At 70.0% G+C, this 22,708-nt stretch carries 16 protein-coding genes and 3 tRNA genes; 10 read left to right on the top strand and 9 right to left on the bottom strand.

What is annotated here, in order from left to right; all coding sequences use genetic code 11:
* Positions 1 to 11: 11 nt before the first annotated feature.
* Both C8D81_RS08910 and C8D81_RS08905 read right to left on the bottom strand, forming a co-directional pair.
* On the bottom strand, positions 12 to 836 hold the full coding sequence (locus C8D81_RS08910) for a helix-turn-helix transcriptional regulator (protein WP_133625941.1): 825 nt from the start codon (positions 834 to 836) through the stop codon (positions 12 to 14).
* Between the two features lie 8 nt (positions 837 to 844).
* Positions 845 to 1,834, bottom strand: coding sequence for an NAD(P)H-quinone oxidoreductase (locus tag C8D81_RS08905; RefSeq protein ID WP_229237947.1), 990 nt, complete (start codon positions 1,832 to 1,834; stop codon positions 845 to 847).
* An 82-nt stretch (positions 1,835 to 1,916) separates the two neighbouring features.
* On the opposite strand from C8D81_RS08905, the gene C8D81_RS08900 reads away from it, so the two are divergent.
* Positions 1,917 to 2,006, top strand: a tRNA-Ser gene (locus tag C8D81_RS08900).
* A 2-nt stretch (positions 2,007 to 2,008) separates the two neighbouring features.
* On the opposite strand, the gene C8D81_RS08895 is transcribed toward C8D81_RS08900, so the two are convergent.
* Together C8D81_RS08895 and C8D81_RS08890 are read right to left on the bottom strand one after the other, a co-directional pair.
* Positions 2,009 to 2,470, bottom strand: a complete 462-nt coding sequence (locus C8D81_RS08895) for a hypothetical protein (protein ID WP_133625940.1) — start codon at positions 2,468 to 2,470, stop codon at positions 2,009 to 2,011.
* Complete coding sequence (locus C8D81_RS08890; protein ID WP_166646738.1) at positions 2,470 to 4,164, bottom strand: LCP family protein; 1,695 nt, start codon at positions 4,162 to 4,164, stop codon at positions 2,470 to 2,472. Before C8D81_RS08890 ends, C8D81_RS08895 begins: the two co-directional genes overlap by 1 nt.
* A gap of 187 nt (positions 4,165 to 4,351) precedes the next feature.
* Here C8D81_RS08890 and C8D81_RS08885 point away from each other — a divergent pair.
* Together C8D81_RS08885 and C8D81_RS08880 are read left to right on the top strand one after the other, a co-directional pair.
* Positions 4,352 to 4,445: transfer RNA gene (locus tag C8D81_RS08885), tRNA-Ser, on the top strand.
* A gap of 124 nt (positions 4,446 to 4,569) precedes the next feature.
* Entirely contained in the window at positions 4,570 to 7,422 is a 2,853-nt protein-coding gene (locus C8D81_RS08880) for a helix-turn-helix transcriptional regulator (RefSeq protein ID WP_133625938.1), read from the top strand.
* Between the two features lie 8 nt (positions 7,423 to 7,430).
* Here C8D81_RS08880 and C8D81_RS08875 read toward each other — a convergent pair whose 3' ends face one another.
* Entirely contained in the window at positions 7,431 to 9,875 is a 2,445-nt protein-coding gene (locus C8D81_RS08875; protein WP_133625937.1) for a polysaccharide lyase 8 family protein, read from the bottom strand.
* Between the two features lie 174 nt (positions 9,876 to 10,049).
* Positions 10,050 to 11,855 carry a phosphoenolpyruvate carboxykinase (GTP) gene (locus C8D81_RS08870; RefSeq protein WP_133625936.1) on the bottom strand — a complete coding sequence of 602 codons (1,806 nt, stop codon included), beginning with the start codon at positions 11,853 to 11,855 and terminating at the stop codon, positions 10,050 to 10,052.
* Between the two features lie 260 nt (positions 11,856 to 12,115).
* On the opposite strand from C8D81_RS08870, the gene C8D81_RS08865 reads away from it, so the two are divergent.
* The 4 genes from C8D81_RS08865 to C8D81_RS08850 all read left to right on the top strand — a co-directional run bounded on the left by C8D81_RS08865 (position 12,116) and on the right by C8D81_RS08850 (position 16,598).
* Positions 12,116 to 12,188: transfer RNA gene (locus C8D81_RS08865), tRNA-Arg, on the top strand.
* Positions 12,189 to 12,317: 129 nt separating this feature from the next.
* On the top strand, positions 12,318 to 14,306 hold the full coding sequence (locus tag C8D81_RS08860) for a bifunctional chorismate-binding protein/class IV aminotransferase (RefSeq protein ID WP_133625935.1): 1,989 nt from the start codon (positions 12,318 to 12,320) through the stop codon (positions 14,304 to 14,306).
* Between the two features lie 28 nt (positions 14,307 to 14,334).
* Positions 14,335 to 15,825, top strand: a complete 1,491-nt coding sequence (locus tag C8D81_RS08855) for an FGGY-family carbohydrate kinase (RefSeq protein ID WP_133625934.1) — start codon at positions 14,335 to 14,337, stop codon at positions 15,823 to 15,825.
* Positions 15,822 to 16,598 (top strand): N5-glutamine methyltransferase family protein, encoded by a 777-nt coding sequence (locus tag C8D81_RS08850; protein WP_133625933.1) that lies wholly within the window; start codon positions 15,822 to 15,824, stop codon positions 16,596 to 16,598. Before C8D81_RS08855 ends, C8D81_RS08850 begins: the two co-directional genes overlap by 4 nt.
* Before the next feature lie 35 nt (positions 16,599 to 16,633).
* Here C8D81_RS08850 and C8D81_RS08845 read toward each other — a convergent pair whose 3' ends face one another.
* Positions 16,634 to 17,770, bottom strand: coding sequence for a M48 family metallopeptidase (locus tag C8D81_RS08845; protein ID WP_208109194.1), 1,137 nt, complete (start codon positions 17,768 to 17,770; stop codon positions 16,634 to 16,636).
* Positions 17,771 to 17,826: 56 nt separating this feature from the next.
* A complete protein-coding gene (locus C8D81_RS08840) occupies positions 17,827 to 18,135 on the bottom strand; it encodes a hypothetical protein (protein ID WP_094404967.1) in 309 nt (102 codons plus the stop codon).
* Positions 18,136 to 18,217: 82 nt separating this feature from the next.
* Here C8D81_RS08840 and C8D81_RS08835 point away from each other — a divergent pair, with 82 nt between their 5' ends.
* From C8D81_RS08835 to C8D81_RS08825, 3 genes are read left to right on the top strand one after another with little or no spacing between them, the layout of a single operon-like run.
* Positions 18,218 to 18,817 (top strand): TetR/AcrR family transcriptional regulator, encoded by a 600-nt coding sequence (locus tag C8D81_RS08835; protein ID WP_094357677.1) that lies wholly within the window; start codon positions 18,218 to 18,220, stop codon positions 18,815 to 18,817.
* On the top strand, positions 18,807 to 19,544 hold the full coding sequence (locus tag C8D81_RS08830; protein ID WP_133625932.1) for an ATP-binding cassette domain-containing protein: 738 nt from the start codon (positions 18,807 to 18,809) through the stop codon (positions 19,542 to 19,544). Before C8D81_RS08835 ends, C8D81_RS08830 begins: the two co-directional genes overlap by 11 nt.
* Positions 19,544 to 21,667 carry a YhgE/Pip domain-containing protein gene (locus C8D81_RS08825; RefSeq protein ID WP_133625931.1) on the top strand — a complete coding sequence of 708 codons (2,124 nt, stop codon included), beginning with the start codon at positions 19,544 to 19,546 and terminating at the stop codon, positions 21,665 to 21,667. Before C8D81_RS08830 ends, C8D81_RS08825 begins: the two co-directional genes overlap by 1 nt.
* A gap of 102 nt (positions 21,668 to 21,769) precedes the next feature.
* Here C8D81_RS08825 and C8D81_RS08820 read toward each other — a convergent pair whose 3' ends face one another.
* On the bottom strand, positions 21,770 to 22,654 hold the full coding sequence (locus tag C8D81_RS08820; protein ID WP_133625930.1) for a DUF559 domain-containing protein: 885 nt from the start codon (positions 22,652 to 22,654) through the stop codon (positions 21,770 to 21,772).
* Between the last annotated feature and the right edge of the window lie 54 nt (positions 22,655 to 22,708).

Raw genomic sequence — 22,708 nt, 5'->3', positions numbered from 1 at the left:
AATCCTCCTGATCATCGGGGCTGCCAGACGCCGTCGTGCATCGGCACCGGCAGCGGGATCGGCGGCCGGGCGGCCGTCCGTTCGGCGGTCAGCGCGGGCAGCGCGACCGTGATCGGGGTGGCCCACTCCCCGGGCGTGGCCATCAGCACCTGCTGGCCGCTGGTCAGCCCGCGTCCGATCCGTACCGGGGCGCCGGTGCCGCCGGCCACCGGCCATGCATCGGTGAGCGGGCGCAATGGGTCGTCGTCGGCGTATGCGGAGGCGAGCAGCCAGTACTGCCCGGGCGGGATATCGGTGAAACCGAAGACGTCGGTGCCGCGCAGATGCGAACCGCAGACCGGTCGGCCGCGGGCCGCTCGTTCGGCGAACAATCCGATGTAGATCACCGGATCCCGACCGACCCTGGCCCGCGCCGCCTCGGTGAATCGGATCCGGCCGCTGAGTCGACCGCCTGCGGGGTCCAGCCCGGGCACGTGTGCGAACCGCGCCGGCTCGTCGTGCAACCGATCCGGCAACCGGCGGAACTCGCTCGGGCCCAGCCCCACCTCCCCGGTGAACCGGCGGGTGAAGGTGCCCAACGAGGAGAAGCCGACCTCCATGCAGATGTCGGTGACGCTCGCGTCCGAGTCGAGCAGCAACTGTCGGGCCCGCAGGAAGCGCTGCGCGGCGAGCCACTGCATCGGCGCCAGGCCGACCTCGGCCTTGAACCGCCGCGCCAGATGGAACGGGCTGTAACCGACCGCATCCGCCACCTCGGCGAGCGTCAGCGGCTCGCTCTGGTGCTCGGTGATGAACCGCAGGGTGGCGAGCACCTCGGGGTGGGCGGTGGTCGGCATCGCGTCGCTCAGACCGTCAGCACGATCTTGCCGCGGTGCTCACCCGAGTCGAAGTATTCGTGCGCGGCGACGACGTCGGCGAGCGGGAACACCTCGGTCGGTGCCGGTTTGATCTGCCCGTCGGCGAACATCGGCCAGATCCGCTCGACGACCCCGGCGCAGATCGCCGCCTTCTGCTCGGCCGGCCGGGAGCGCAGCGAGGTGGCGGCCACCGAGCCCCGCTTGGCCAGCAGCTCACCGAGGTTCAGCTCGGCCTTGCGGCCACCCATCAGCCCGATCACGGTCAGTCGGCCGTCGGGGCGCAGCGCGGCCAGATTCGACTCGAGATATTTGGCACCCATGTTGTCCAGGATCACGTCGACCCCACCGGCATCGCGAACCGCGGTCACCCAGTCGTCGTGGTAGTCGATCGCGTGGTCGGCGCCGAGGTCGCGGCAGTATGCGAGCTTCTCCGCGGATCCGGCGGTGGTGAACACGGTGCAGCCGAGCGCCTTGGCGTACTGGATCGCGAAGCTGCCGATCCCACCGGCGCCGCCGTGCACCAGATAGGCGTCACGGGGGGAGAGGTGGGCGATCTCGGTATTGGACTGCACGGTCGCTGCGACCTCGAGCACCCCGGCTGCGGTCACCGCATCCACCCCGGGCGGCAGCGGCACCACCTGGCCGGCGTCGACGGCGACGTATTCGGCGTACCCGCCGCCGGCGAGCAGCGCCAGACACTCGTCGCCGACCTGCCAGCCCTCGACCCCGTCGGTGACCTGGGCGATGCTGCCGGAGACCTCCAGCCCGATCACCTCGGACTCGCCGGGCGGCGGCGGATAGAACCCGCGGCGCTGCATCACATCGGCCCGGTTGACCCCGGCTGCGATCACCTTGATCAACACCTGACCGGGCTTCGGCCGCGGTGTGGGGACCTCGGTCACCCGCAACACATCCGGGTCGCCGGACCCCTCGGCGACGACCGCTTTCATCTGCTCGGGAACGTCCGCATCGACCATGGACCACACCTTAGATGCCCGATCCGACAGCGGTCATCGCCCCCAGTCGGTACCATGGCCGCTGCGCCCCGATCGGGGTGCTGGCGAGATCGCATAGTGGACTAGTGCAGCCGCCTTGAAAGCGGCCGAGCGGGCGACCGTTCCGTGGGTTCGAATCCCACTCTCGCCGCCACGTCAGTCCCGGCTGGATTCCAGCCGCTCGATGATCTCGGTGGTCAGCGCCGACATCTCCGGGGACTCGCCGCCGACCGGGGAGATCACGTGCTGCACCCGCTCGTCGTTGTCGACGAAGCTGAGCCGGTGGCCGGATTCGGAGGTGGTCACCTTCGCGGTGTCGGCCCAGGTGCCGTGGCGTACGCCGGCCGGGGTGCGGAAGCTGTAACCGGTCGGGGTGAGTTCGGCGCGGACCCGCATCCGGACCACCGTGGCGATCGCCGCGCCGAGCAGGGCCAGCCCGAGCACCAGGACGATCCCGAAGAGCACCTTCAACACCGTCGACCAGCCCTGGGCGTACGCGGTCACCAAGAGCACCGCGCCGAGCACGGTGAACACCGAGGCCAGCCCGAAGGCGCGGATCGGCGGGGCGGGGCGGAGGACGTGCACGCTGACTTCACGGTTCTGCGACGGATCGCTCATCACTGCTCCCACGGTGGGACGGGCGGTTGCTGTTCCGCGATCTCCGGTTTGTACGCGCAGGAATCCGACAGGTCCTCCGCGGGCGCGGTCGCGGTGCTGGGCGCGGCGCTCGGCGTAGTCGCCGAACCCGAGCCCTGAGCCGGGGTGCTCGCCCGCCGCGACGGCGTCTGGCTGGCGGGCGCCTGAGTGGTCGGTGCCTGGGTGACGGGGGCCTCGGTCCGGGGTGCCTGGGAGGTCGGCGGCTGCGGCGCTGGCGCCCCCGGGGCCTGGGTCTGCGGGGCCGGCGGCGGTGTGGTGGGCGCCGGTCGCGGCTTGGTGGCGGTGGCGACCCGCTGCCTGATCAGCTCGAAGTCGGGTCGGTTCGACAAGAAGCCGTCCTGGCCGTGTTTGAGCACGATGCTGCGGGTCTTCCCGCCGTTCTTCACCCGCAGCGACAGGTCGACCATCGCCGGCAGGATCTCCTGCGGCATGTCGGTCTTCACGATGTCCTTGCTCTGCCGGGCCACCGCCTCGTAGCGGGTCAGCATGTTCGCCGGATTGGCCTGCTTGATCACCGCGTCGATGACGCAGCGCTGGCGATCCATCCGCTGGAAGTCGTCCGAACCGTAGCGCCCCCGGGCGTACCAGAGCGCCTGATCGCCGTTCAGGTGCTGGTTCGGGCCGGGGCGCAGCGCACCCTTCGGTTTGATGCCGAGGTCGGTCTGACCGCCGATCGCGATCCAGGTGTTGATGTTGACCGTGACCCCGCCGAGGGCGTCCACCAGCTTGTGGAAGCCCTCGAGCTGGACCAGCACGTAGTAGTCGATCTTCAGCCCGGTGGCCTCACCGACCGACAGCTTGAGCGCATCGGCACCGAGATCGTCGGTCGGTCCGAGGACGTCGGCGGGGACGTTCTGCGGGACGTTGTCGTAGATGGAGTTCAGCATGAACTCCTGGTCGTCGGCGTCGCCGCTGGTGAAGCCGTCGGGATAGTACTGGCTGAGCGGGGAGTTGGCCGGGAACGGCATCCGGGCGGTGTTCCGCGGCAGCGAGATCAGCACCGTGTCACCGGTGCGGGTGTCGATGCTGGCGACGATGACGGTGTCGGTACGCGTGCCGGTGCGGTCCTTGCCGGCGTCGCCGCCGAGCAGCAGCAGGTTGACCCGCGGCTTGTTCCGCCACGGATCGACGGTGTCCAGGCCGGGTGCGGTGCCGGAGCGGATGCTGTCGCCGCGGCGGAAGATGGTGTCGACGAGTTGGCTCTGGTCGAACGAGTAGCGCGCGGCGACCGCCATCGGTGCGGTCACGGTGAAGCAGAGCACCCCGACCAGACCGGCGCCCAGACCGCGCTGCAGGTTGGTCAGCCGGCGCGGTCGGAGCAGCAGATGGGTGACCACCACGACACCGGCCCAGACGAGCGCGATCAGCGGCAGCACGATCACCATCGTCTTCAGGAAGGCGGTGTTGATGGCCAGGGTGAGCAGCGAGCGGCTGTCGACCAGGGCCCAGATCAGCAGGCCGGCGATGACCGCCAGGAAGACACCGAGAATGATCGCCCCGGTACGCCGACGACCGGCTCGGGCCAGTCCGAGGCCGGGCAGATAGGTGCCGATCGCGGTCCACAGGGCACTGCGTCGAAACGCATGGGTGGTGCCGCCGGGAACGTACGCGGTTGAGCCCGCGGACGCCTCGCTGCGGCTGCCAAGGGTGCTCACGTGGGGGATCCTTCTCTCGTCGGCCAGCACGCAGCGTACCGGGGGTGCCTGCCGAGGGCCCAAATCCCACCGGGGCAGATCTCGACCAGTGCTGGAGGCTTGCACCGGCCCGGTGGCCGTCATCCAGATTGCTCGCGGGGCGTGCGACCAAGTAACGTTCTCCTCGGTCACCATCGCCGGTGGCCGTGGAGGCGTCGCCTAGTCCGGTCTATGGCGCCCGCCTGCTAAGCGGGTTTGGGGCTTAAACCCCATCGCGGGTTCAAATCCCGCCGCCTCCGCCAACCGACTCCGTCGCAGAGCTGATCTGGGCGGAGTTTTTTGGTGTCCGGTGCCGACCGCAGGCGCGCGCTCCGCCCACCGCGGAATCCGATCGCTGCTGTCACCGCGGCCCGCAATAATCAACCCATGCCTGCTGCCAGCGCCATCGTCGGACGCGACGACGAACTCGCCTGGTTGCAGCAGTCCCTCGATCCCGAGGCCGCGATCAGCGTGCTGCTCTCCGGCGATGCCGGGATCGGCAAGACCAGGCTGCTGCGCGAGCTGACCGCGCGGGCAGGCGCCCAGGGCCGGCTGGTGCTGATCGGGCACTGCCTCGGCCAGGGCGGTCAGGAGCTGCCCTATCTGCCGGTCACCGAGGTGGTCACCCGGGTCCAACGAGCCGCACCGGAGGTGTTCGCCGAGGTCGCCGAGACCCACCCGCGGCTGGCCGAGCTGGCCGCCGGTGGTGGTGCCGACACCGTCACCGAACCGGCTCGGCTGGCCGAAGGTGTGCACGCCCTGCTCGGCCGACTGGGCCGCGAACGGCCCGTGCTGCTGGTGATCGAGGATGTGCACTGGATCGACGATTCCTCCCGCGACCTGTTCACCCTGCTGCTCACCCGCGGGTTCGCCGAACCGGTGTCGATGGTCCTCTCCTACCGCAGCGACGACCTGCATCCCGGCCACCCGCTGGGGCGTACGCTCGCGCACTGGTCCCGGCTCGCCCAGCGGCTCGACCTCGGTCCGCTGCCGGCAGCCGAGGTGCGCCGGATCGTCGGCTCGGTGCGCGGCGATCTGGCCGAGGACGAGGTGGCCGCGGTGATCGAGCGGGCGGAGGGAAACGCCTTCTTCGCCGAGGAACTGACGATGGCCGCCGGGCTGGGAGAACCCGTCGGTGCCGACCTGGCCCGGGTGCTGCGGGTCCGCGTCGACCAGCTCGAACCGCGCGCCCGCGCGGTGGTGCGGCTCGCCGCCGTCGCCGGCCGCCGGGTCAGCCACGACCTGCTCGCCGCCGTCAGCGACCTGGCCGACGACGAGCTCGATGAGGCCCTGCGTGCCGCGGTATCGCACCACCTGCTGGAGACCACCGCCGACGGCTACTCCTTCCGGCATGCGCTGATCGCCGAGACCGAGTACGCCGACCAGCTGCCCGGAGAGCGACGACGAGCGCACCGCCGCTACGCCGACGCGCTGCGCACCGATCCCGGTCTCGGCGGGGCCGCCGCGCTGGCCCGGCATGCCGCCGCGGCCGGGGATCTGGCGACCGCGATCACCGCCAACCTCGAGGCCGGTGAGGACGCGATGCGGCTCGGGGCGCCGCAGGAGGGCCTGCGCCGGTTCGAGCGCGCCCTCGGTCTGCTGGCCGCCGACGACGAGCGACGCGACTGGACCACGCTGCGGGCCGCGACCGCGGCCAGCCAGTCCGGTGACCCGAATCGTGCGGTGCAGTTGCGCCGGGAGCGGCTCGAGGATCCGACCGCGCCCTTCGACCCGGTGCACCGGGCCCATCTGATCGCGGATCTGGTGATGGACGCCCGCGCCACCGAACAGGAGATCGACGCGCTCGGGCTCACCGAGGAGGCCGTCGGCCTGCTCGGCCCGGAGCGGGACCAGCTGCGGTTGTGGGTGCTGCGCTCCCGGGTGCAGGCCCTGGTCGACGCCCGCCGGTACGCCGAGGCGTTGCAGCTCGGCGAGGAGGCCCTCGCGCTCACCGACGAGGTCGGTCTGCCACGTGAGGCGGGGGAGCTGCGCGCCATCCTCGCCCGGGCCTACGAGGCCGGTGCCGACGTGGCCGAGCAGCGGGCCCGGCTCACCGAACTCGCCGCCGAGCTGGACGGCACCGACCAGCCGGCCCAGATCCGGGCCTGGCACCAGCTCGGTTCACTGGAACAGCGCGTCGGCGAGCTGGCGGCCGCGCTGCGGCACTTCGACGCCGGCATCCGCGCGGCCCACCGGCTACGGCGCGTCTGGGCACCGTGGGCGCTGGACTGTGCCCTGCTCGGTGCGCTCGTCGCCGCCCAACTGGGTGACTGGCCGGGTGCGCGCCGCCGGGTCGCGGTGACCGGTGACCCGCCCCCGCAACCGGCCAGGGCGCTGCTGGAGGCGGTGCCGTTCGGGCTGCGGGTGGCGGCCGGGGAGGGGACGCCGGCCGAGCTGTCCCGGTTGCGGCAGTGGTGGAGCGCGGAGAGCCTGCTGGTGGTGCTCACCGCCCAGCCCGGGATGGAGCTGTTCGCCCGCGAGGGCCGCCTCGATGCCGCCGAGAACCTCTACACCGACGCGCTGGACACCCTGAATCGCTTGTGGGGCGGGCATTCGTTGGTCGGCATCCGGCTCAGCGCGGTCCTGCTCGGGCTGCTGGCCGATGCGGCGGCCACCGCACCGAGCGGGCAGTGGGACCGGTTGCGGCGCCGCGGCCAGCAGTTGCGGCGGTTCGGCGAAACCCTGGTGACCGGTTCGGAGGCCTCCTTCGAACGCGGCGGTGCGGGTCGGGACCTGGTCGGGCCGGAGGCCCGGGCGTGGTTGCTGCGGACCCGGGCCGAGGCCCTCCGGTTGGAACTGGCCACCGGTGCCGACGTCGACGCCGAGGAGCTGGATGCGGCCTGGGCGGCGGCCTGCGCGGCCTTCGACCGGGACGGTGAGGTGCTGGAACTGGCACGCTGCCGGGCCCGGTACGCCGAGGTGCTGCGGGCCCGCGATCCCGGGTCGGCCGCGGCCCGCGAGCTGGCCGAGCAGGCCCGCGCCGTCGCCGAGCGGTTGGGCGTACGCCCGCTGCTGGCGCAGCTCGCCGCGGACCGGCCGGCCACCGCCGACGTGCTCACCCCCAGGGAACGGGAGATCCTCGCACTGGTCGCCGAGGGCCGCTCCAACGGCGAGATCGGCAAGCAGCTGTTCATCGCGACCAAGACCGTCAGCGTGCACGTGTCCAACGTGCTCGCCAAGCTCGGTGCCGCGAACCGGCAGGAGGCCGCCGCGATCGCCCGCCGCCGCGGCCTGCTCTGACCTCGGGCTCAGTTCGTCAGCTGCACCTCGAACGAGGCGTCGGCGCTGGCAGCGAGGTTCGCGTCGATCGTGACGATCCGGCCGCCGGACACCCGTAACCGCTCGTGTGCGGACACGACCGTGCGGAAGGGCCTCGTCAGGTCCACGGAGATCTGCGCCCGGTCACCGATCCGGGTCGGTGACGACACCGCCAGCTGAGCGGTCCGACCTCTGCCCGCGGCCAGCAGGGCACAGGGTCGCGTCGAGGTGACGGGCCCATCGGATACCGGTGCGAAGAGGTGCGCGAAGAGAAACCAGGTGCCCCGCCGATTCACGCGGACGATGTGTGCGCTGTCGTCCTGGCGTACCACCTCGATCGCGAATTCCGACGCTGCTTCGATCGTCTGCTCGCGACTGCGTCCCGGGAGGATGACGTACCCGTAGCGCCCGTCCGTCGTTCCCGCGTCGTGCCGTACCCCGAGCGTGGCGTACCGACGGGTCTTCAGCGCCGTGGAGCCACCGGTGTCGGCGCCGGAGTTGACGTCTCGCCAGGTCCCACTCCGCTCGGCCACCGCTGCGCGCACGCTCTGTTCACCGAGGAACAGGTAACCCGCGACCTCCGCCAGGTGCGCCCACCGCGGAGTGAGGTGCTCCACCGCGCCGCTGACATCCGCGCCATCGACGGTCAGCTCCACCCGGCCGGCAGCGGGGAATCCCCTGTTCTCCACCGTGGTTTCGGCTCCGGAGCCGGTGACCCTGATTCCCGAACCGACCGCGACGATGGCGTCATCGAGCAGGAACCAGGACTTCTTGGCGGACAGATTGCCGAGCGTATTGACGAGATCCATGCCTGCGGTACCCCACCGCCCGGCCAGGCCGACGCCACCGCTCCAGGGATTGGTCGCGGCCGGGATACCCGTCCCGGCCCCGTCAGCACCCGATGCCCTCGGGGCGAGTGAGGCGGTGGTGCCGGGCAACCGATACGGATCCACCGTCGGCCAGTAGTCGTCGGCGAACTGGCCCTGGTCCCCGTCGAGGTACAGGTACGCCGCACCGTCGCCCTGGTGCCAACCCAGGTTGTTCTCATCGTTCCCCCATTCGTAGCGACCGATCCGGTTCGATGAGGTGGCCACGCTGAAGGCCCAGCCCGGACCTCGGTGGACCATTCGTTCCTGCGAGCCGAACTGCCGATTGCCCAGTGGTTCGGGTGCGCCGACCACCGAGGTATCGGCGAGCAACGGCAGCGCCCGTGACAATTCCGGGATGCCGGCGGTCTCGGCGTAGTCGGCACTGCACCGGGTCAACCATCCCTTGGCGAGCCGGCGATAGGCGGTTGCATACGGCTCTGCCATCTGGGTGGCGAGCAGGATGAGGGAGTTGGCGGTGTTGAATCCGTCGTGGAAGTCACGTTCCCGCTCGCGTGAGACCGCCCGGCCGCGAACTGTTTCGAGCATTCGGCCGTTCCAGATGAACGGCGCGAAGGACCGCTCAGGAGCGTCGAGGATGGTGGTCAGCTGCGGGTCGGTCACCGCCCACCGGCTGTTCGCGAGCAGGACGAGGGAGCGGGCGACGCCGCTCAACGCGACGTTGCCGTAGGTGCCGACGTAGGGGAGTTTGCCGTGGTCGATATAGGAACCGTCGGCGTAGAAGCCGTTACCGGAGGTGACCAGTCGGAACAGGCTGTTGCGACCACTGCCGGCCCGGTCGCTCAGTGCGTCTCTGCCCAGGGTCATGTCCGTTTCGGAGCGGGCGGTGATTCCGCGCAACAGGCATGCCAGCGCTTTGTCGGCGCGATTGCCTCCGGTCTCGGCGAAGTTCGTGCTCGTCCCTCGGAAGTTCGGGTCCGGGGTGAACCGGCGTACCGCGGCCATGGCGGCGTCTCGTTGATCCTGCGTGAGAAGGCCATCGATCAGGATCGACAGGTCACCGAGGGTCCGGGGGATCCCGATCTCCCAGAACCACCAGTTCCCGACCTTGGGGACCGTGAGGTTGTACCACCACGCGGTCATGTGCTGGTACCACGTCACGAGCGTGGCTGCGACGGCCGGGTCGGCGTACTGCGCGGTGCCCTGCGTCGCCCACGCCGTCGCCACTGCCAGGATCCGTTGGTAGGACAGCGCGATGTTGCTCTCCTTCGGGCCGGACATCGGCAGGTCGGCCCAGATCGAGGCGGCCGCGGGCGGCGGGTTCGCCCCCGTCGCCAGGAAATCAGCGGCACGGTCCGACAGGGTCTTGATCTGCGAGGCGATCCGGGGGTGCGTGCGATCGAGTTCAGCGCCGCCGGTGAGCAGACTCACCCAGCGTTGCCGGAGATCGTCGAACGGATCGACCGCGGCCTGGGCCGACGGGCTCCAGAGCATCGCTGGGCCGATACCGGTCACCGCTCCAGCGGCACCCAGGGCGAGTATCCGCCGACGGGACATGGTCAGTTCCGGCCGCACCGGCCGGTTGGGTTGGGTTCCGCGCGTCGCCATGGGGGTGGGCTCCGATCGTGTTGGGGTGCCTCGTCGCACCCGCCAGACATTGTCACCCAATGCGGACGGGCCGCACCAGATCGGGTCGCGACAACGATGTGCGATGACAGCACGAGGGCCCCGGGCGATCGCCCGGGGCCCTCGAAGCAGCCGTGACTGCTGGCGGCGTACGACTCAGCCGAGGCGCTGCTTCAGGCCGTCGAGCTCGTCGCGCAGGGCCTGCGGCACGTCACCGAGCTTGGCGAACCACTCCTCGATCAACGGCAGCTCACGCTGCCATTCCTCGGTGTCCACGCGGGTGGCGGCGTCCAGATCGGCCTCGTCGATGCTCAGACCCTCGACGTTGAGCGAGCCCGGCGCCGGGATCGCACCGATCGGGGTGTCGACGGCCTCGGCGGTGCCCTCCAGGCGGTTGATCACCCACTCCAGGACGCGGCTGTTGTCGCCGAAGCCCGGCCACAGGAACTTGCCCTCATCGGACTTGCGGAACCAGTTCACGTAGAAGATGGCGGGCATCTTGTCGCCGCCCTGCTCGCCGACGTTGATCCAGTGCTGCAGGTAGTCGTTGGCGTTGTAACCGATGAACGGCAGCATCGCCATCGGGTCGCGGCGGACCACGCCGACCGCGCCGGTGGCGGCAGCGGTGGTCTCCGAGGAGCAGGTGGCGCCCATGAAGGTGCCATGGTTCCAGTCGCGGGACTGGGCGACCAGCGGCACGGTGGTGGCGCGGCGGCCGCCGAAGAGGATGGCGTCGACCGGTACGCCCTTGGGGTTGTTGAAGTCCTCCGACAGGATCGGCGACTGGTCGATCGGGGTGGTGAAGCGGCTGTTCGGGTGGGCCGCCGGGGCGTCGGACTCCGGGGTCCAGGAGTTGCCGTGCCAGTCGGTCAGGTGCTCCGGCTTGGTCGGGGTCATCCCCTCCCACCAGACGTCACCGTGGTCGGTGAGGGCGACGTTGGTGAAGATCGAGTTGCCCTTCTCGATCGTACGCATGGCGTTCGGGTTGGTCTGGTAACCGGTGCCGGGCGCCACGCCGAAGAAGCCGTTCTCCGGGTTCACCGCGTACAGCCGGCCGTCCTCGCCGAACCGCATCCAGGCGATGTCATCGCCCAGGGTCTTCACGGTCCAACCCGGGATGGTCGGTTCGAGCATCGCCAGGTTGGTCTTGCCGCAGGCCGACGGGAAGGCGGCGCAGATCACGTACTTCTTGTTCTCGGGCGAGGTCAGCTCGAGGATCAGCATGTGCTCGGCGAGCCAGCCCTCGTCGTGGGCCATCGCCGAGGCGATCCGCAGCGCGTAGCACTTCTTGCCGAGCAGCGCGTTGCCGCCGTAACCCGAACCGTAGGACCAGATCTCGCGGGTCTCGGGGAAGTGGGAGATGTACTTGGTCTCGTTGCAGGGCCAGGCGACGTCCTCCTGGCCGTCGGCCAGCGGGGCGCCGACCGAGTGCAGGCACTTCACGAACGGCTTGTCGGTGCCCATCGCCTCGAGCGCCTGGGTGCCCATCCGGGTCATGATCTTCATCGAGATGACGACGTATTCCGAGTCGGTGATCTCGACGCCGAACTTCGGGTCGTCGGCGTCGATCGGGCCCATGCAGAACGGCACCACATACATGGTGCGGCCCTTCATCGAACCGTCGTAGAGCTCGGTCATGGTCTGCTTCATCTCGGCCGGGGCGACCCAGTTGTTGGTCGGGCCGGCGCCCTGCTCGGTCTCGGTGCAGATGTAGGTGCGGTCCTCGACCCGCGCCACATCGGCGGGGGAGGAGCGGAGGTAGAAGGAGTTGGGCTTCGCCTCGTCGTTCAGCCGGGTGGCCACGCCCTTGTCCACGAGCGCGTCGGTGAACTCCTTCCACTCGGCGTCCGACCCATCGCACCAGCGGACGGCGTCCGGCTTGGTGAGGGCGGCGACCTCTTCGACCCACTCCAGCAGTTCGCGGTGCTTGGTGGGTGCGGCCTGGCCAACGGTGGCAGTCACGTCGTCGTACTCCTGCGGTAGATGGATGTTGTCTTGGTGGCGACGATGGATAGATACCAGTGCGCCGAGTGGTATCACCCTAGCCCAGCGAACCTACTGGTCTTATCAAAAACAGACCAGTGGTCGGTGTGAGACTGCTTACGCTTCCGGTGAGTAGGTTTGCGCCGAGGGCATGCCGAGAGCCCCCGGATATCGATTGGACCGGGGTGATGCGGTGGGGTAAGGTGTGTCCTCGGTTCACGGTGACGTGATCCTCCCGAGCGCTCGTAGCTTAACGGATAGAGCATCTGACTACGGATCAGAAGGTTGGGGGTTCGAATCCCTCCGAGCGCGCAGAGCAAGCCCCTGGCAGACGAGAGTCGCCAGGGGCTTCGTCGTTGGGGGACGTCGCATGACGGCCGGGAGGTCGAACCCGACATTTGTCGCAGGCGGGACCCCGTCCGGAGACGGCAGGATGGAGCGGTGCAGCCCTTCCGCGTCCCGCTCGATTCCGGTACGCCGCCCGCGGCGGTCGTCGCGGGTCTGGCGATCGAGGACCATCCGGCGGTGCTCTGGGGTGATGGCTGGTTCGGCGGCGGGGTGCTGATCGGGCTGCGGCCGCAACGGTTCGGCGCCGGGCTGGGATCGGCCGAGGCGATCGAGCTGCTCGCCGATCAGCCGCTGCTGGTGGAGGTCGACCGGACGAGTGATCTCGTCGGTGGCGGTTGGCTTGGGGTGGTCGGCTTCGACGGCGGCACCTCGATGCTCGGTTGGTACGACTCCCTGTTGCGCTGGTCGCCCGACGGGGGCTGGTGTTTCGAGGCGCTCGGGCTGCCCGGCCGCGACCAGGCGTACGCCGCAGCGCTCGCCGACTGGCGGCAGCGGCTCGCGGCACCGGGGGCGGCGCCGGCCTGGTCCTGCGGTGAGTTCGCCACCCGGATCGCACCGGAGCAGGCCCGCAACCAGCACCTGTCCGGGGTCGAGGAGACCATCCGGCGGATCGCGGCGGGTGACTTCTATCAGCTCAACCTCTGCACCCGCCTGCACGCCGACTTCACCGGCTCGGCACCGGCGATGTTCGCCGCGATGGCCGAGCAGTTGCAGCCGGTGCGCGGTGGCCTGATCGCCACGCCCGAACAGACGCTGGCGAGCTTCAGCCCGGAACTGTTCCTGGCCGTCGATTCCGGATCCGACGGCACGCGGACCGTCCGCAGCTCACCGATCAAGGGCACCGCACCCAGGCGACCGGGGGAGCAGGATTCCGCACTGCGGGCCTCCGCCAAGGACAGCGCGGAGAACATCATGATCCTCGACCTGATGCGCAACGACCTGGCCCGGGTCGCTGTCCCCGGCACGGTACGCGTCGACGATCTGCTCGCGCTGGAACCGCATCCCGGGGTCTGGCATCTGGTCTCCACCGTCAGCGCCCAGCTGGCGGCGACGGTCGACCCGGCCGCCCTGCTGCACGCCACCTTCCCGCCGGGATCGGTGACCGGTGCCCCCAAATCCGGTGCCCTGCAAGGGATCGCGGTGATCGAGACCGAGCCGCGCGGTGCCTACACCGGTGCCTTCGGGCTGAGCGGACCGATCCGATCCGAGTTCAATGTGGTGATCCGCAGCTTCGAGATCGCACGTGACCTGATCGAGCTCGGTGTCGGTGGCGGGATCACCACCGACAGCGTGCCGATGCTGGAGTGGCGCGAATGCCTGCACAAGGCTGTGCCCCTGATCACCGCCGCCGGAACCCGGTTGGCGCCGGGCCTCGATCTCCCGGAATCCTCACCCACGCAGGTGGATCCGGCCGCCGGGGTGTTCGAGACGATGCTCGCGATCGACGGTCGGATTCCCTGGCTCGCCGAGCATCTCGCCAGGTTGGATCGCTCCTGCCGCGAGCTCTATCGATGCGGTTTGCCCGAGGCGCTCGCCGCCGAACTCCACCGGGACGGCGCTCCCGGAACCGGAGCAGAGGCGGTCCGCGTGCTCGCCCGCCCGGACGCCGGGACGCTCCAGGTCACCGTCACCCGGTCCCCGTTCGCCGGCGGCTCCACTGCCGGTTCGGCCGTCACCATGCCGCGCCCCGACGGCCTGTGGCGGCACAAGTGGATCGACCGCGCCTGGCTGGACTGGGCCGAACGCGAGGCCGGTGACGCGTTCCCCCTGTTCGTCGCCGACGACGGGGTCCTGCTGGAGACCAGTCGCGGCAATCTCTTCCTGCAGAGAGAAGACGGCAGTTGGGTCACCCCGCCGCTGCGCGACGACCTGCTGCCCGGGGTGACCCGCCGGATCATCCTCGAGCGGGCGCCGCACCTCGGCGTACCGATCGCCATCGAGCCCCCGAGACTCGATGGTCGATACCGGTCCGCGTTCTGGACCAGCAGTCTCTCGGGCATCGTCCCGATCACCGCCATCGACGACCGCTTGATGGAACCCCTGCCGCCGGAGGTGATTGCGCTCGGCAACGGTCTAGGGTGAAGCGAAACCCGTCGTGGAGAGGATCGGCATGCGGTGCACCCTGGGTGTGGATATCGGCACCTCGAGCAGCAAGGGGGTGCTGGCCGGCGAGGATGGTGCGATCCTCGCCAGTGCGACCCGTGCGCATGAGGTCGACCGGCCACAGGTCGGCTGGGTGGAGATGGACGCCCGCATCTGGTGGGACGAGTTCGTCGAGATCACCCGGGAACTGCTGGCCGCCGTCGACGACGCGGAGGTGGTCGCGGTCGGGGTGAGTGGGATGGGTCCCTGCGTCGTGCTGGCCGACGAGCACGACGAGCCGGTACGCCCCGCGATCCTCTACGGCGTGGACACCCGCGCCGGCCGTCAGATCGAACGGCTGACCGAGGAGCTCGGCATCGACGAGATCACCCGGGTCGGCGGCTCGGTGCTCACCTCACAGGCCGCCGGTGCCAAGATCGCCTGGATCGCCGACGAGGAACCCGACGCCTTCGCCCGGGCCCGGCGGTTCTTCATGCCCGCCTCCTGGCTGGTTCGCCACCTCACCGGCGCCTACGTCCTCGACCACCAGTCGGCGAGCCAGACCTCGCCGCTCTACGACATCGAGCAGGAATCCTGGTACGCCCCCTGGTGGGAGCGGTACGCCGGTGAGATCGAGGCGCCGGAGCTGGCCTGGTCCACCGAGGTCGCCGGCACCGTCACCGACGCGGCCGCCGAGGTGACCGGGCTGCCGGCCGGCACACCGGTCATCGTCGGCACCATCGACGCCTGGGCCGAGGCGATCAGCGTCGGCGCCCACGGCATCGGCGACCTGATGCTGATGTATGGCACCACGATGTTCCTCATCGCCACCGGCGCACAGACCCTGCGTACCCCCTCGATGTGGACCACCGCCGGAGCGCTGCCCGGCACCCGGAACCTGGCCGGCGGGCTGGCCACCTCCGGCGCCCTCACCACCTGGCTGAGCAAGCTCACCGACGCCGACTATCCGACGTTGACCGCCGAGGCCGAGGCCTCCGGGATCGGCGCCCGCGGCCTGCTGATGCTGCCCTACTTCGCGGGGGAGCGTACGCCGATCCAGGACCCCGATGCCCGCGGTGTGATCGCCGGGCTCACCCTCGACCACGGCCGCGGCGACCTCTACCGCGCCACCCTGGAGGCCACCGCGCTGGCCGTCCGGCACAACGTCGAGACGATGCGCGATGCCGGTGCCGAGATCACCCGGATCGTCGCGGTCGGTGGCGGCGCCCAGGCGCAGTTGTGGTTGCAGCTGGTCTCCGACATCACCGGTCTGGAACAGCAGCTCCCGCGGACCACGATCGGCGCGAGCTACGGCGGTGCGTTCGTGGCGGCCGGCGCGGTCGCCGACGAGAATGCCAAGCCAGACATCGATTCCTGGAATCCGATCGTGGAGACGATCACCCCCGACGTTGCTGCGGCTGACGCGTATCGGGTGCTGTTCGAGCAATACCTGCGGCTTTACGCCCAGACCAAGGACATCGTGCACGAACTCGCCGCGACCGGGCGAAGGGTTGGATGATCGGCGCCGATGACCTGCGGGCGGAGCTGATCACCGCGTTGCGGGGATCGGGGTCGGTGTTCGCCGAGGACGAGCTGGCCGCGCTCGCCGAGGCGGCGGGGGACGAGCAGGGACTGCGGCGGCTGGTCGACCGGCGGGTCGCCGGCGAGCCGATCCAATACCTGGTGGGGTACGCCGACTTCGCGGGACTGCGGCTGCGGATCGAGCCGGGGGTGTTCATCCCGCGGCCGCGTACCGAACTGCTGGCCCGGCTCGCGGTCGACCGGTTGGTGGCCGGGGATGCCTTCCTGGACATCGGTTGCGGCGCGGGCCCGGTGGCGGCCTACATCACCCGCCACGCGCCGGGGGTCGTCGTCACCGCCGTCGATCGGGATGACCGCTCACTGGCGGTGGCCCGCCGGAATCTGCCCGGTTGCGAGGTCCGGTGCGCCGCGTCGGCGGCCGACCTGACCGGTTCCCGGTTTCGGGTGATCGCGGCCAACCTGCCCTATGTGCCCACCGGTGCGATCGCGCTGATGCCCTACGAGGCCAGGGAATGCGAGCCTCGCGGTTCGGTCGACGGCGGTGCCGATGGACTCGATCCGCTGCGCTGCTGGGCCGACGGATTGCCCGGAATCCTCGCCGAGCAGGGGATCTTCCTGCTCGAAGTGGCCCGCGATCAGGTGCCGACCGCGACCGAGCTGCTGCGCACCGCGGCCGTCGGGCGCGGTGAGACCGTGGTCCATCGCGATGCCGAGCTGGACGCCACCGTGATCGAACTGATCACCCGCTGAACCTGCCCCGGTAGGAATCGCGAGCGGGTCCGCGATCAGCTGCCGGTGGCGGGGCCACGCGGCTCGTCGGCCTCGTCCGGCGGCAGAGCCGGGGCGCGCCAACCGTGATACAGCGTGTGCTGGCCATAGCGGCTCGGTTCGGCCCATCCGATCTCGTTGCCCGGCAGCGGTACCGGGAAGTTGGTGCCGAACTGCGGTGGGCCGAGCGGCGGGAAGGTGTCCAGATAGTCCAGCGCCTCCGCGGGGCTCGGGGCCTCCTTGGTCGGGCGGCCACCGGGTGGCAGTGCCGGCGGACCATAGGGCTGGAACTTCGGGACGGTGAACAGCGAACCGGCGCGGCTGCGATCCCGCAACGCCTGGGCGCGCCAGGTGAGCACCGGGTGGGTGGAGGCCAGGTTCGCGCACCAGACGAACAGGCCGCGTTCGGACTGCGCCCGGTCGGCGAACTCGTTGATGTTCACGTTGTGGTTGAGGTATTTCCCACCGGACAGCACCTGCATCGCACCCGCACCGCCCTGGGGCCGATAGCGGTAGCCGTAGTTGTCGGCGGTGTATTCCTGGGCCCGCGACAGGAAGCCACCCAGGATCGGGATCTGCGACATCACCTGCATCACCACGATCCGCCAGTAGGAGGTGTGCCCGGCCGCGATGTGACCGACCTCGTGGCCGATCACGAACCGCAGCGCGTCGGGATCGCGGGCCGCGCCACCGACCTCGAACAGGTCGCTGTTCACATTCACGAAGCGGCGGAATCCGTGTCCTGCCGCAAAAGCATTGATCACCCCGGAGCCGGAGGTGACATAGGCATCGGGCACCTTCGGCAATCCCGCCGAGGCAGCGGCCTCGACCAGCATCCGGTAGCCCTCGGGGAACTGGGTGGGGGACATCCGCACCGACCCGGTGCGCAGCTGGGCGTACATCAAGCCACGGAAGAAGAGGACCGCCAGCGGCGAGACCGCCAGCAGCACCATCACCTGGCCCACCGTCTGGTCGCGGGTCAGTCCCTCATCGGCACCGAGTCCGGCGGCGATCGAGATCCCGATCAGCGCGCCATAGGCGATCACGAAGAACACCGCGGCGACCACCAGCCACGGGATCTCACCGGGATGGCGAAGCTGCTTGCGCAACTGCACGTGGGGTGCCGGATCGTTGGCCGGTGCGAGTTCGCTCACCGGGGGCTCCTCTGGGCTGGGTCAGGAGCCCTCAACGCTAACAGTGTCGGTGGGGGTCAGTCCTCGGATTCGCCCTCGGCGGCGTCCGGATGGTCATCCGGGTCCTCGTCCGGGGCCGCTTCGGCGGTCTCACCCTCCGGCTCCGCCGGCTGCACCGGTTTCGGTGCGGTGACCAGGAACGGGTCGTTGCCGAGGAAGGAGGTGGCGGTCACCAGGTTCTGGGTGTTGCGCGGGGGTTCGGACTGCTGGCCCGGTTCCGGTGGTGCACCGGCACCGCTGGGGCGTACCCCCTGGGCCATCGCCCGCTCGATCGCCGCGGCGATCTGTCCACCGCCACCCTTGCCATGCTTGCGCACCTCAGCCATGCCCCCGGAGTGTACGTGGCCAACCTGAGTTTCCAGTCCACTCAATATTGAGTACACTCAAAAATGAGTGAGGGGAGCAACCATGACGATCACCGGACGCCGCGCCCAGGCGAAGGCCCAGAAGCGGGCGAGGATCTGCGCCGCCGCGGACGAACTGTTCCGGGCGCAGGGGTACGCCGGCACCACGACCCAGCAGGTCGCCGATGTCGCCGACGTCGCCGCCGGTACCGTCTTCACCTATGCGGCCAGCAAGCCGGAACTGCTGATGATGGTGATGAACCATCGACTGCGCACCGAGCTCGCCCGGGGGATGGCCGCCGCCGAGGACGTCACCGACCCGCTGGCCGGGATCATGACGCTGCTCACCCCGCTGCTCGAACTCGCCGCCGCCGACCGGGAGACCTTCGTGCTCTTCGTCCGCGAGGTGCTCTTCGGCAACGAGGGGGAGCACCGGGCCGAATCCCAGGCGGCGATCGATCAACTGACCACCTCCATCGGAGCCGTCGTGCAGCGCGCCCCCGGTCACCGCAGCGAACTCGACGCCGAGGCGGTCGGCCGCGCGGTGCTCTCGGTGGTGCTGATCGAGTTGAACCGGATCCGCCGCGGCCGCACCGCGCCGAACCGGGAACTCGTCGCCAACCAGGTCGAACTCGTCCTCAAGGGGGCCCTGAATGCTCGATGACATGCTCGGCCGCTCCCCGCGGTCCCCGCAATCCCCAGCCACACAGGAGAATCCGGCGTCCGAGGACGACGTACGCCCGTTGCTGCGCGCCCGCGACCTGCAGCTCGAAGGCGGCCGCGGGCCGGTCTTCGGCCCACTCGACACACAGCTGTACGCCGGCCAGCGGGCCGTCGTCGTCGGCCAGCAGGGCACCGGCCGATCCGCGCTGCTGCTCGCCCTCGGCGGGCGGATGAAGGGCGTCACCGGCGAACTCCGGGTCGACGGCATCGACGGCATCGCCCACCCGCGCAAGCTCCGCCAGCTCACCTCGATCGCCCGGATCAGCGGGCTGGCCGAGCTCGAACCGAGCCTGACCGTCGGCGAGTGCCGCGACGAACGCTCACTCACCGAGGCGATCGGCGTACGCCGCGGCAAGCAGCGCTTCACCGAACTGCAGAACGCCCTCGGCGAATGGTTCGACCCCGAGGAGGTCGTCGAACACCTGCCGGCCTTCCGGCGCACCCTGCTCACCGCGATGCTCGGCTGCCTGCGCCCCGCGGCGTACGTGCTGCTGGACGACATCGACGCCTCGCTCACCGATGACCAGCAGCTCTGGATCCACCGCCAGCTGGACGTTCTCACCGAGGCCGGCAACACCTTCATCGTGTCCGCGCTGGACACCACCAAGGCACCACCCGGGGCGATCATCCTGCGCCTGGATCCCCACCCGCACACCGAGGAGGCCTGATGCTCTCCCGCTTCGAACTGAAACGGTTCCGCGGCCTGCTGCCCAAGCTCGCGCTGATCTTCGCCGCGCTGGTGCCGGTCTTCTACGGCGCCATCTACCTGGGCGCCAACTGGGATCCGGGGGCCCGGATGGACCAGCTGCCGGTCGCGGTCGTCAACGACGACCAGCCCGTCGACTACGAGGGCGAACGAGTCCAGGCGGGCAAGGACTTCACCGACACGATGGTGGAGCAGAAGAACTTCCAGTGGCATGTCGTCGACGACGCCGAGGCCGAACGCGGGCTCCGCGAGGGTGACTACTACCTCACCGTGCACGTGCCCAGCGACTTCTCGGCCAACCTGGTCTCCGGCGGTGGTACCGATCCGCAGCGCGCCGGGATCACCCTGCGCCGCAACGACGCCAACGGCTTCGTGATCGGTTCGCTGGTGGCCCGTGCGCAGGACTCGATCACCGAGTCGGTCAACCAGACCGCGGTCGAGGCGTACTTCCGCGCGGTCTTCGGCAACCTGAACAAGATCCGCGACGGGATGGTGCAGGCCCGCGACGGGTCGGTACGCCTCCGCGACGGCCTGGCGCAGGCCAAGGACGGCTCCGCCCAGCTGGCCACCGGCAGCGCCGACGCCGCGACCGCGGGCGGTCAGCTGCGCGACGGCGCCGGCCAGCTGTCCAATGGAATGGGTCAGCTGCAGAAGGGATCGGCCGATCTCAGCACCGGCATGGGGCAGCTCTCCACCGGCTCCCAGGACCTGGCCAACGGCGCCAGCCAGGTGGCCGGTGGCACCCAGCAGCTGCGCGACACCGTGGTGCCCGCGCTGCAGCGGGTGGACCGCACCCTGCCGACGATCCAGTCCGATGCGAACGCGATCAACACCGACGTGCAGTCGGTCACCAGCACTGTCGGCGGCCGCTCCCAATCGATCTCCGACGACCTGTCCCAGCTCTCCAGCGCGCTGGACCAACTGGCCGCGGCCGACCCGCAGGTGACCCAGTCGCAGGCGTACCAGGACGCGCGGCAACGGCTCCGCGACGGCCAGCAACGCGCCGACAACGTCACCCAGCGGTCCGCGGCGATCGGGCAGCGCTCGGCCAATCTGAACAGCCGGGTGCAGCAGAGCAACCTGTCGGGTGACATCCAGAACGCCGAGTCGAAGCTGAACCAGCTCAACTCCGGCGCCCAGCAGGTGGCCAGCGGGGCGGACCGGCTGCACCGCGGCATCGACTCCGCCGGACAGGGCGCGGGTCAGCTGCAGGCCGGCATCAACTCTGCTGCCGGTGGCGCCCAGCAGCTCGCCACCGGGTCCGGGCAGCTGGCCGACGGACTGGTCAAGCTGAAGGACGGGGCGGCCCAGCTCGACAACGGCAACGCCCAGCTCCTCGACGGTGCCAACCAGCTCGTCAACGGGCTTGACGACGGGGTGAACCGGCTGCCGGTGCTGAACGAGCAGCAGACCGACAATGCGGTCCAGGTGCTGTCCTCACCGGCCGATGTGACCACCGATGTGCTCAACCCGGCCGGGGTCTATGGCCGCGGCCTGGCGCCGCTGTTCTTCTCGATCGCGCTGTGGGTGTTCGGGATCTCCGGCTTCCTGGTGATGCGACCGATCTCCGGGCGGCTGCTCGCCGGCCGGCTGCATCCGCTGCATCTGATGCTGTCGGCCTGGATCCCGTTCGGCACCGTAGCGCTGATCGGCAGCATGCTGATGCTGGGCACGGTCTGGGTGGGGCTCGGGCTGAACCCGGTGCACCCGCTCGCCGCGGTGCTGCTCACCGGTTTGGTGGCGTTGACGTTCTCGCTGATCGCGCACCTGCTGCGGATGGCGCTCGGGTTGCCCGGTTCGGCGGCGTTGCTGGTGATCCTGATCCTGCAGCTCGCCTCCACCGGCGGTACCTATCCGAAGGAGGTGCTGCCACCGTTCTTCCAGGCGATCAACCCGATCATGCCGATCACCTATTCGATCGACGCCTTCCGGGTGGTGATCTCCGGCGGTCTCTGGTCGAACTTCTGGCGGGATGTGCTGGTGCTGCTCGGTATCGCCGCCGTCGCGATCGTGCTCGACGTGCTCGCGGTCGCCTCCCGGCAGCGGTTCGCGATGAAGGACCTGCACCCGCCGCTGCAGAACTAGGGTCCGCGCCCCGAGTGAGCGCGTAACCGGACGTGCAGTAGCCGCCAGAAAGCGCATACACCCACGGGAACTGCGCCGTTCCGAGCACTACTGCACGTCCGGTTACGCGGACTCGAGGTAGCAGACCGGCAGCCGAGCGCCGTCCACGATCAGCCGGAGCGACGCGAGCACCTCATCGGCGTGATGCATCACCGCCTCCCAGGACAGGCGCAGCACCCGGAAGCCGGCGAGGACGAAGGTGTTGTACCGCTGGCAGTCGTTGGCGAACTCGGCCCGTCCGCTGTGGAACTGGTAGGAGTCGGCCTCCAGGATCAGCCGGTGCTCGCGATCGAACAGGTCGACGATCCCGATCAGCTCGTGGGTCTCGTCGCGCAGGATCGACACCTGCGGCTCCGGATCGAGGCCGGCATCCAGGGCGATCGCGCGGAGCACCGACTCGAACGGATTCGCCGCCTGCCGACTCGCATGCCGCGCCACTCGCCTGGCCACCGCGGCGCCCGGCCCACGGATCGCATTCGCGAGCCGGAGCAGCTCGCCCGGGCTGATGTCCCCGTTGCGGAGGGCCGAGTCCGCGATTGCGAGTCCCTCAGCGAAGACGCAACTGCGCAGGCAATCGGTGAGGGTGCGCCTCCGCGAGGTGACCGCGCCGGCCAGGTCATCCGGGCCCAGATCGGCGAAGTGCACGTGGGCCCGGGGTGCGGAACGGAGTTTCCGATTGCGCGGCACCGTCACCTCGGTCCGCTTGGGGCCGAACTTCTGCTCCCAGCCCCAGTGCGCCGCCGCGCTGCGATGCGACAGCACCGCGTGCAACCGGTTGGCCGTGCGCAGATCCGCATCGGCGGTCGGCAACGCATAACGCCCGCGGGCATCGACGACGACATCCCCGGCCTTGAGTGCCCGGTCGACGTCGACCCGCGCGGTTGCCCTGATCAACGTCGACCGCCGGGCGACTCCACCCCAGTCCTCGAGCACCTGCACCACCGACATGCGGTCAATGCTTCCGCGTCCCGCTGCGCCGCGGTACCCACTTGTCCACAGGCC

The sequence above is a fragment of the Enemella evansiae genome (genome assembly GCF_004362375.1).
GTDB lineage: Bacteria > Actinomycetota > Actinomycetes > Propionibacteriales > Propionibacteriaceae > Enemella > Enemella evansiae.
This window is presented reverse-complemented; position numbering and strand designations above follow the sequence as displayed.

Bases quoted from the DNA above. Each gene is read 5' to 3' on its own strand.
- C8D81_RS08820 (WP_133625930.1), bottom strand. From the start codon at position 22,654: ATGTCGGTGGTGCAGGTGCTCGAGGACTGGGGTGGAGTCGCCCGGCGG.
- C8D81_RS08910 (WP_133625941.1), bottom strand. From the start codon at position 836: ATGCCGACCACCGCCCACCCCGAGGTGCTCGCCACCCTGCGGTTCATC.
- C8D81_RS08875 (WP_133625937.1), bottom strand. From the start codon at position 9,875: ATGGCGACGCGCGGAACCCAACCCAACCGGCCGGTGCGGCCGGAACTG.
- C8D81_RS08905 (WP_229237947.1), bottom strand. From the start codon at position 1,834: ATGGTCGATGCGGACGTTCCCGAGCAGATGAAAGCGGTCGTCGCCGAG.
- C8D81_RS08830 (WP_133625932.1), top strand. From the start codon at position 18,807: ATGCTCGATGACATGCTCGGCCGCTCCCCGCGGTCCCCGCAATCCCCA.
- C8D81_RS08840 (WP_094404967.1), bottom strand. From the start codon at position 18,135: ATGGCTGAGGTGCGCAAGCATGGCAAGGGTGGCGGTGGACAGATCGCC.
- C8D81_RS08850 (WP_133625933.1), top strand. From the start codon at position 15,822: ATGATCGGCGCCGATGACCTGCGGGCGGAGCTGATCACCGCGTTGCGG.
- C8D81_RS08835 (WP_094357677.1), top strand. From the start codon at position 18,218: ATGACGATCACCGGACGCCGCGCCCAGGCGAAGGCCCAGAAGCGGGCG.
- C8D81_RS08825 (WP_133625931.1), top strand. From the start codon at position 19,544: ATGCTCTCCCGCTTCGAACTGAAACGGTTCCGCGGCCTGCTGCCCAAG.
- C8D81_RS08855 (WP_133625934.1), top strand. From the start codon at position 14,335: ATGCGGTGCACCCTGGGTGTGGATATCGGCACCTCGAGCAGCAAGGGG.
- C8D81_RS08895 (WP_133625940.1), bottom strand. From the start codon at position 2,470: ATGAGCGATCCGTCGCAGAACCGTGAAGTCAGCGTGCACGTCCTCCGC.
- C8D81_RS08880 (WP_133625938.1), top strand. From the start codon at position 4,570: ATGCCTGCTGCCAGCGCCATCGTCGGACGCGACGACGAACTCGCCTGG.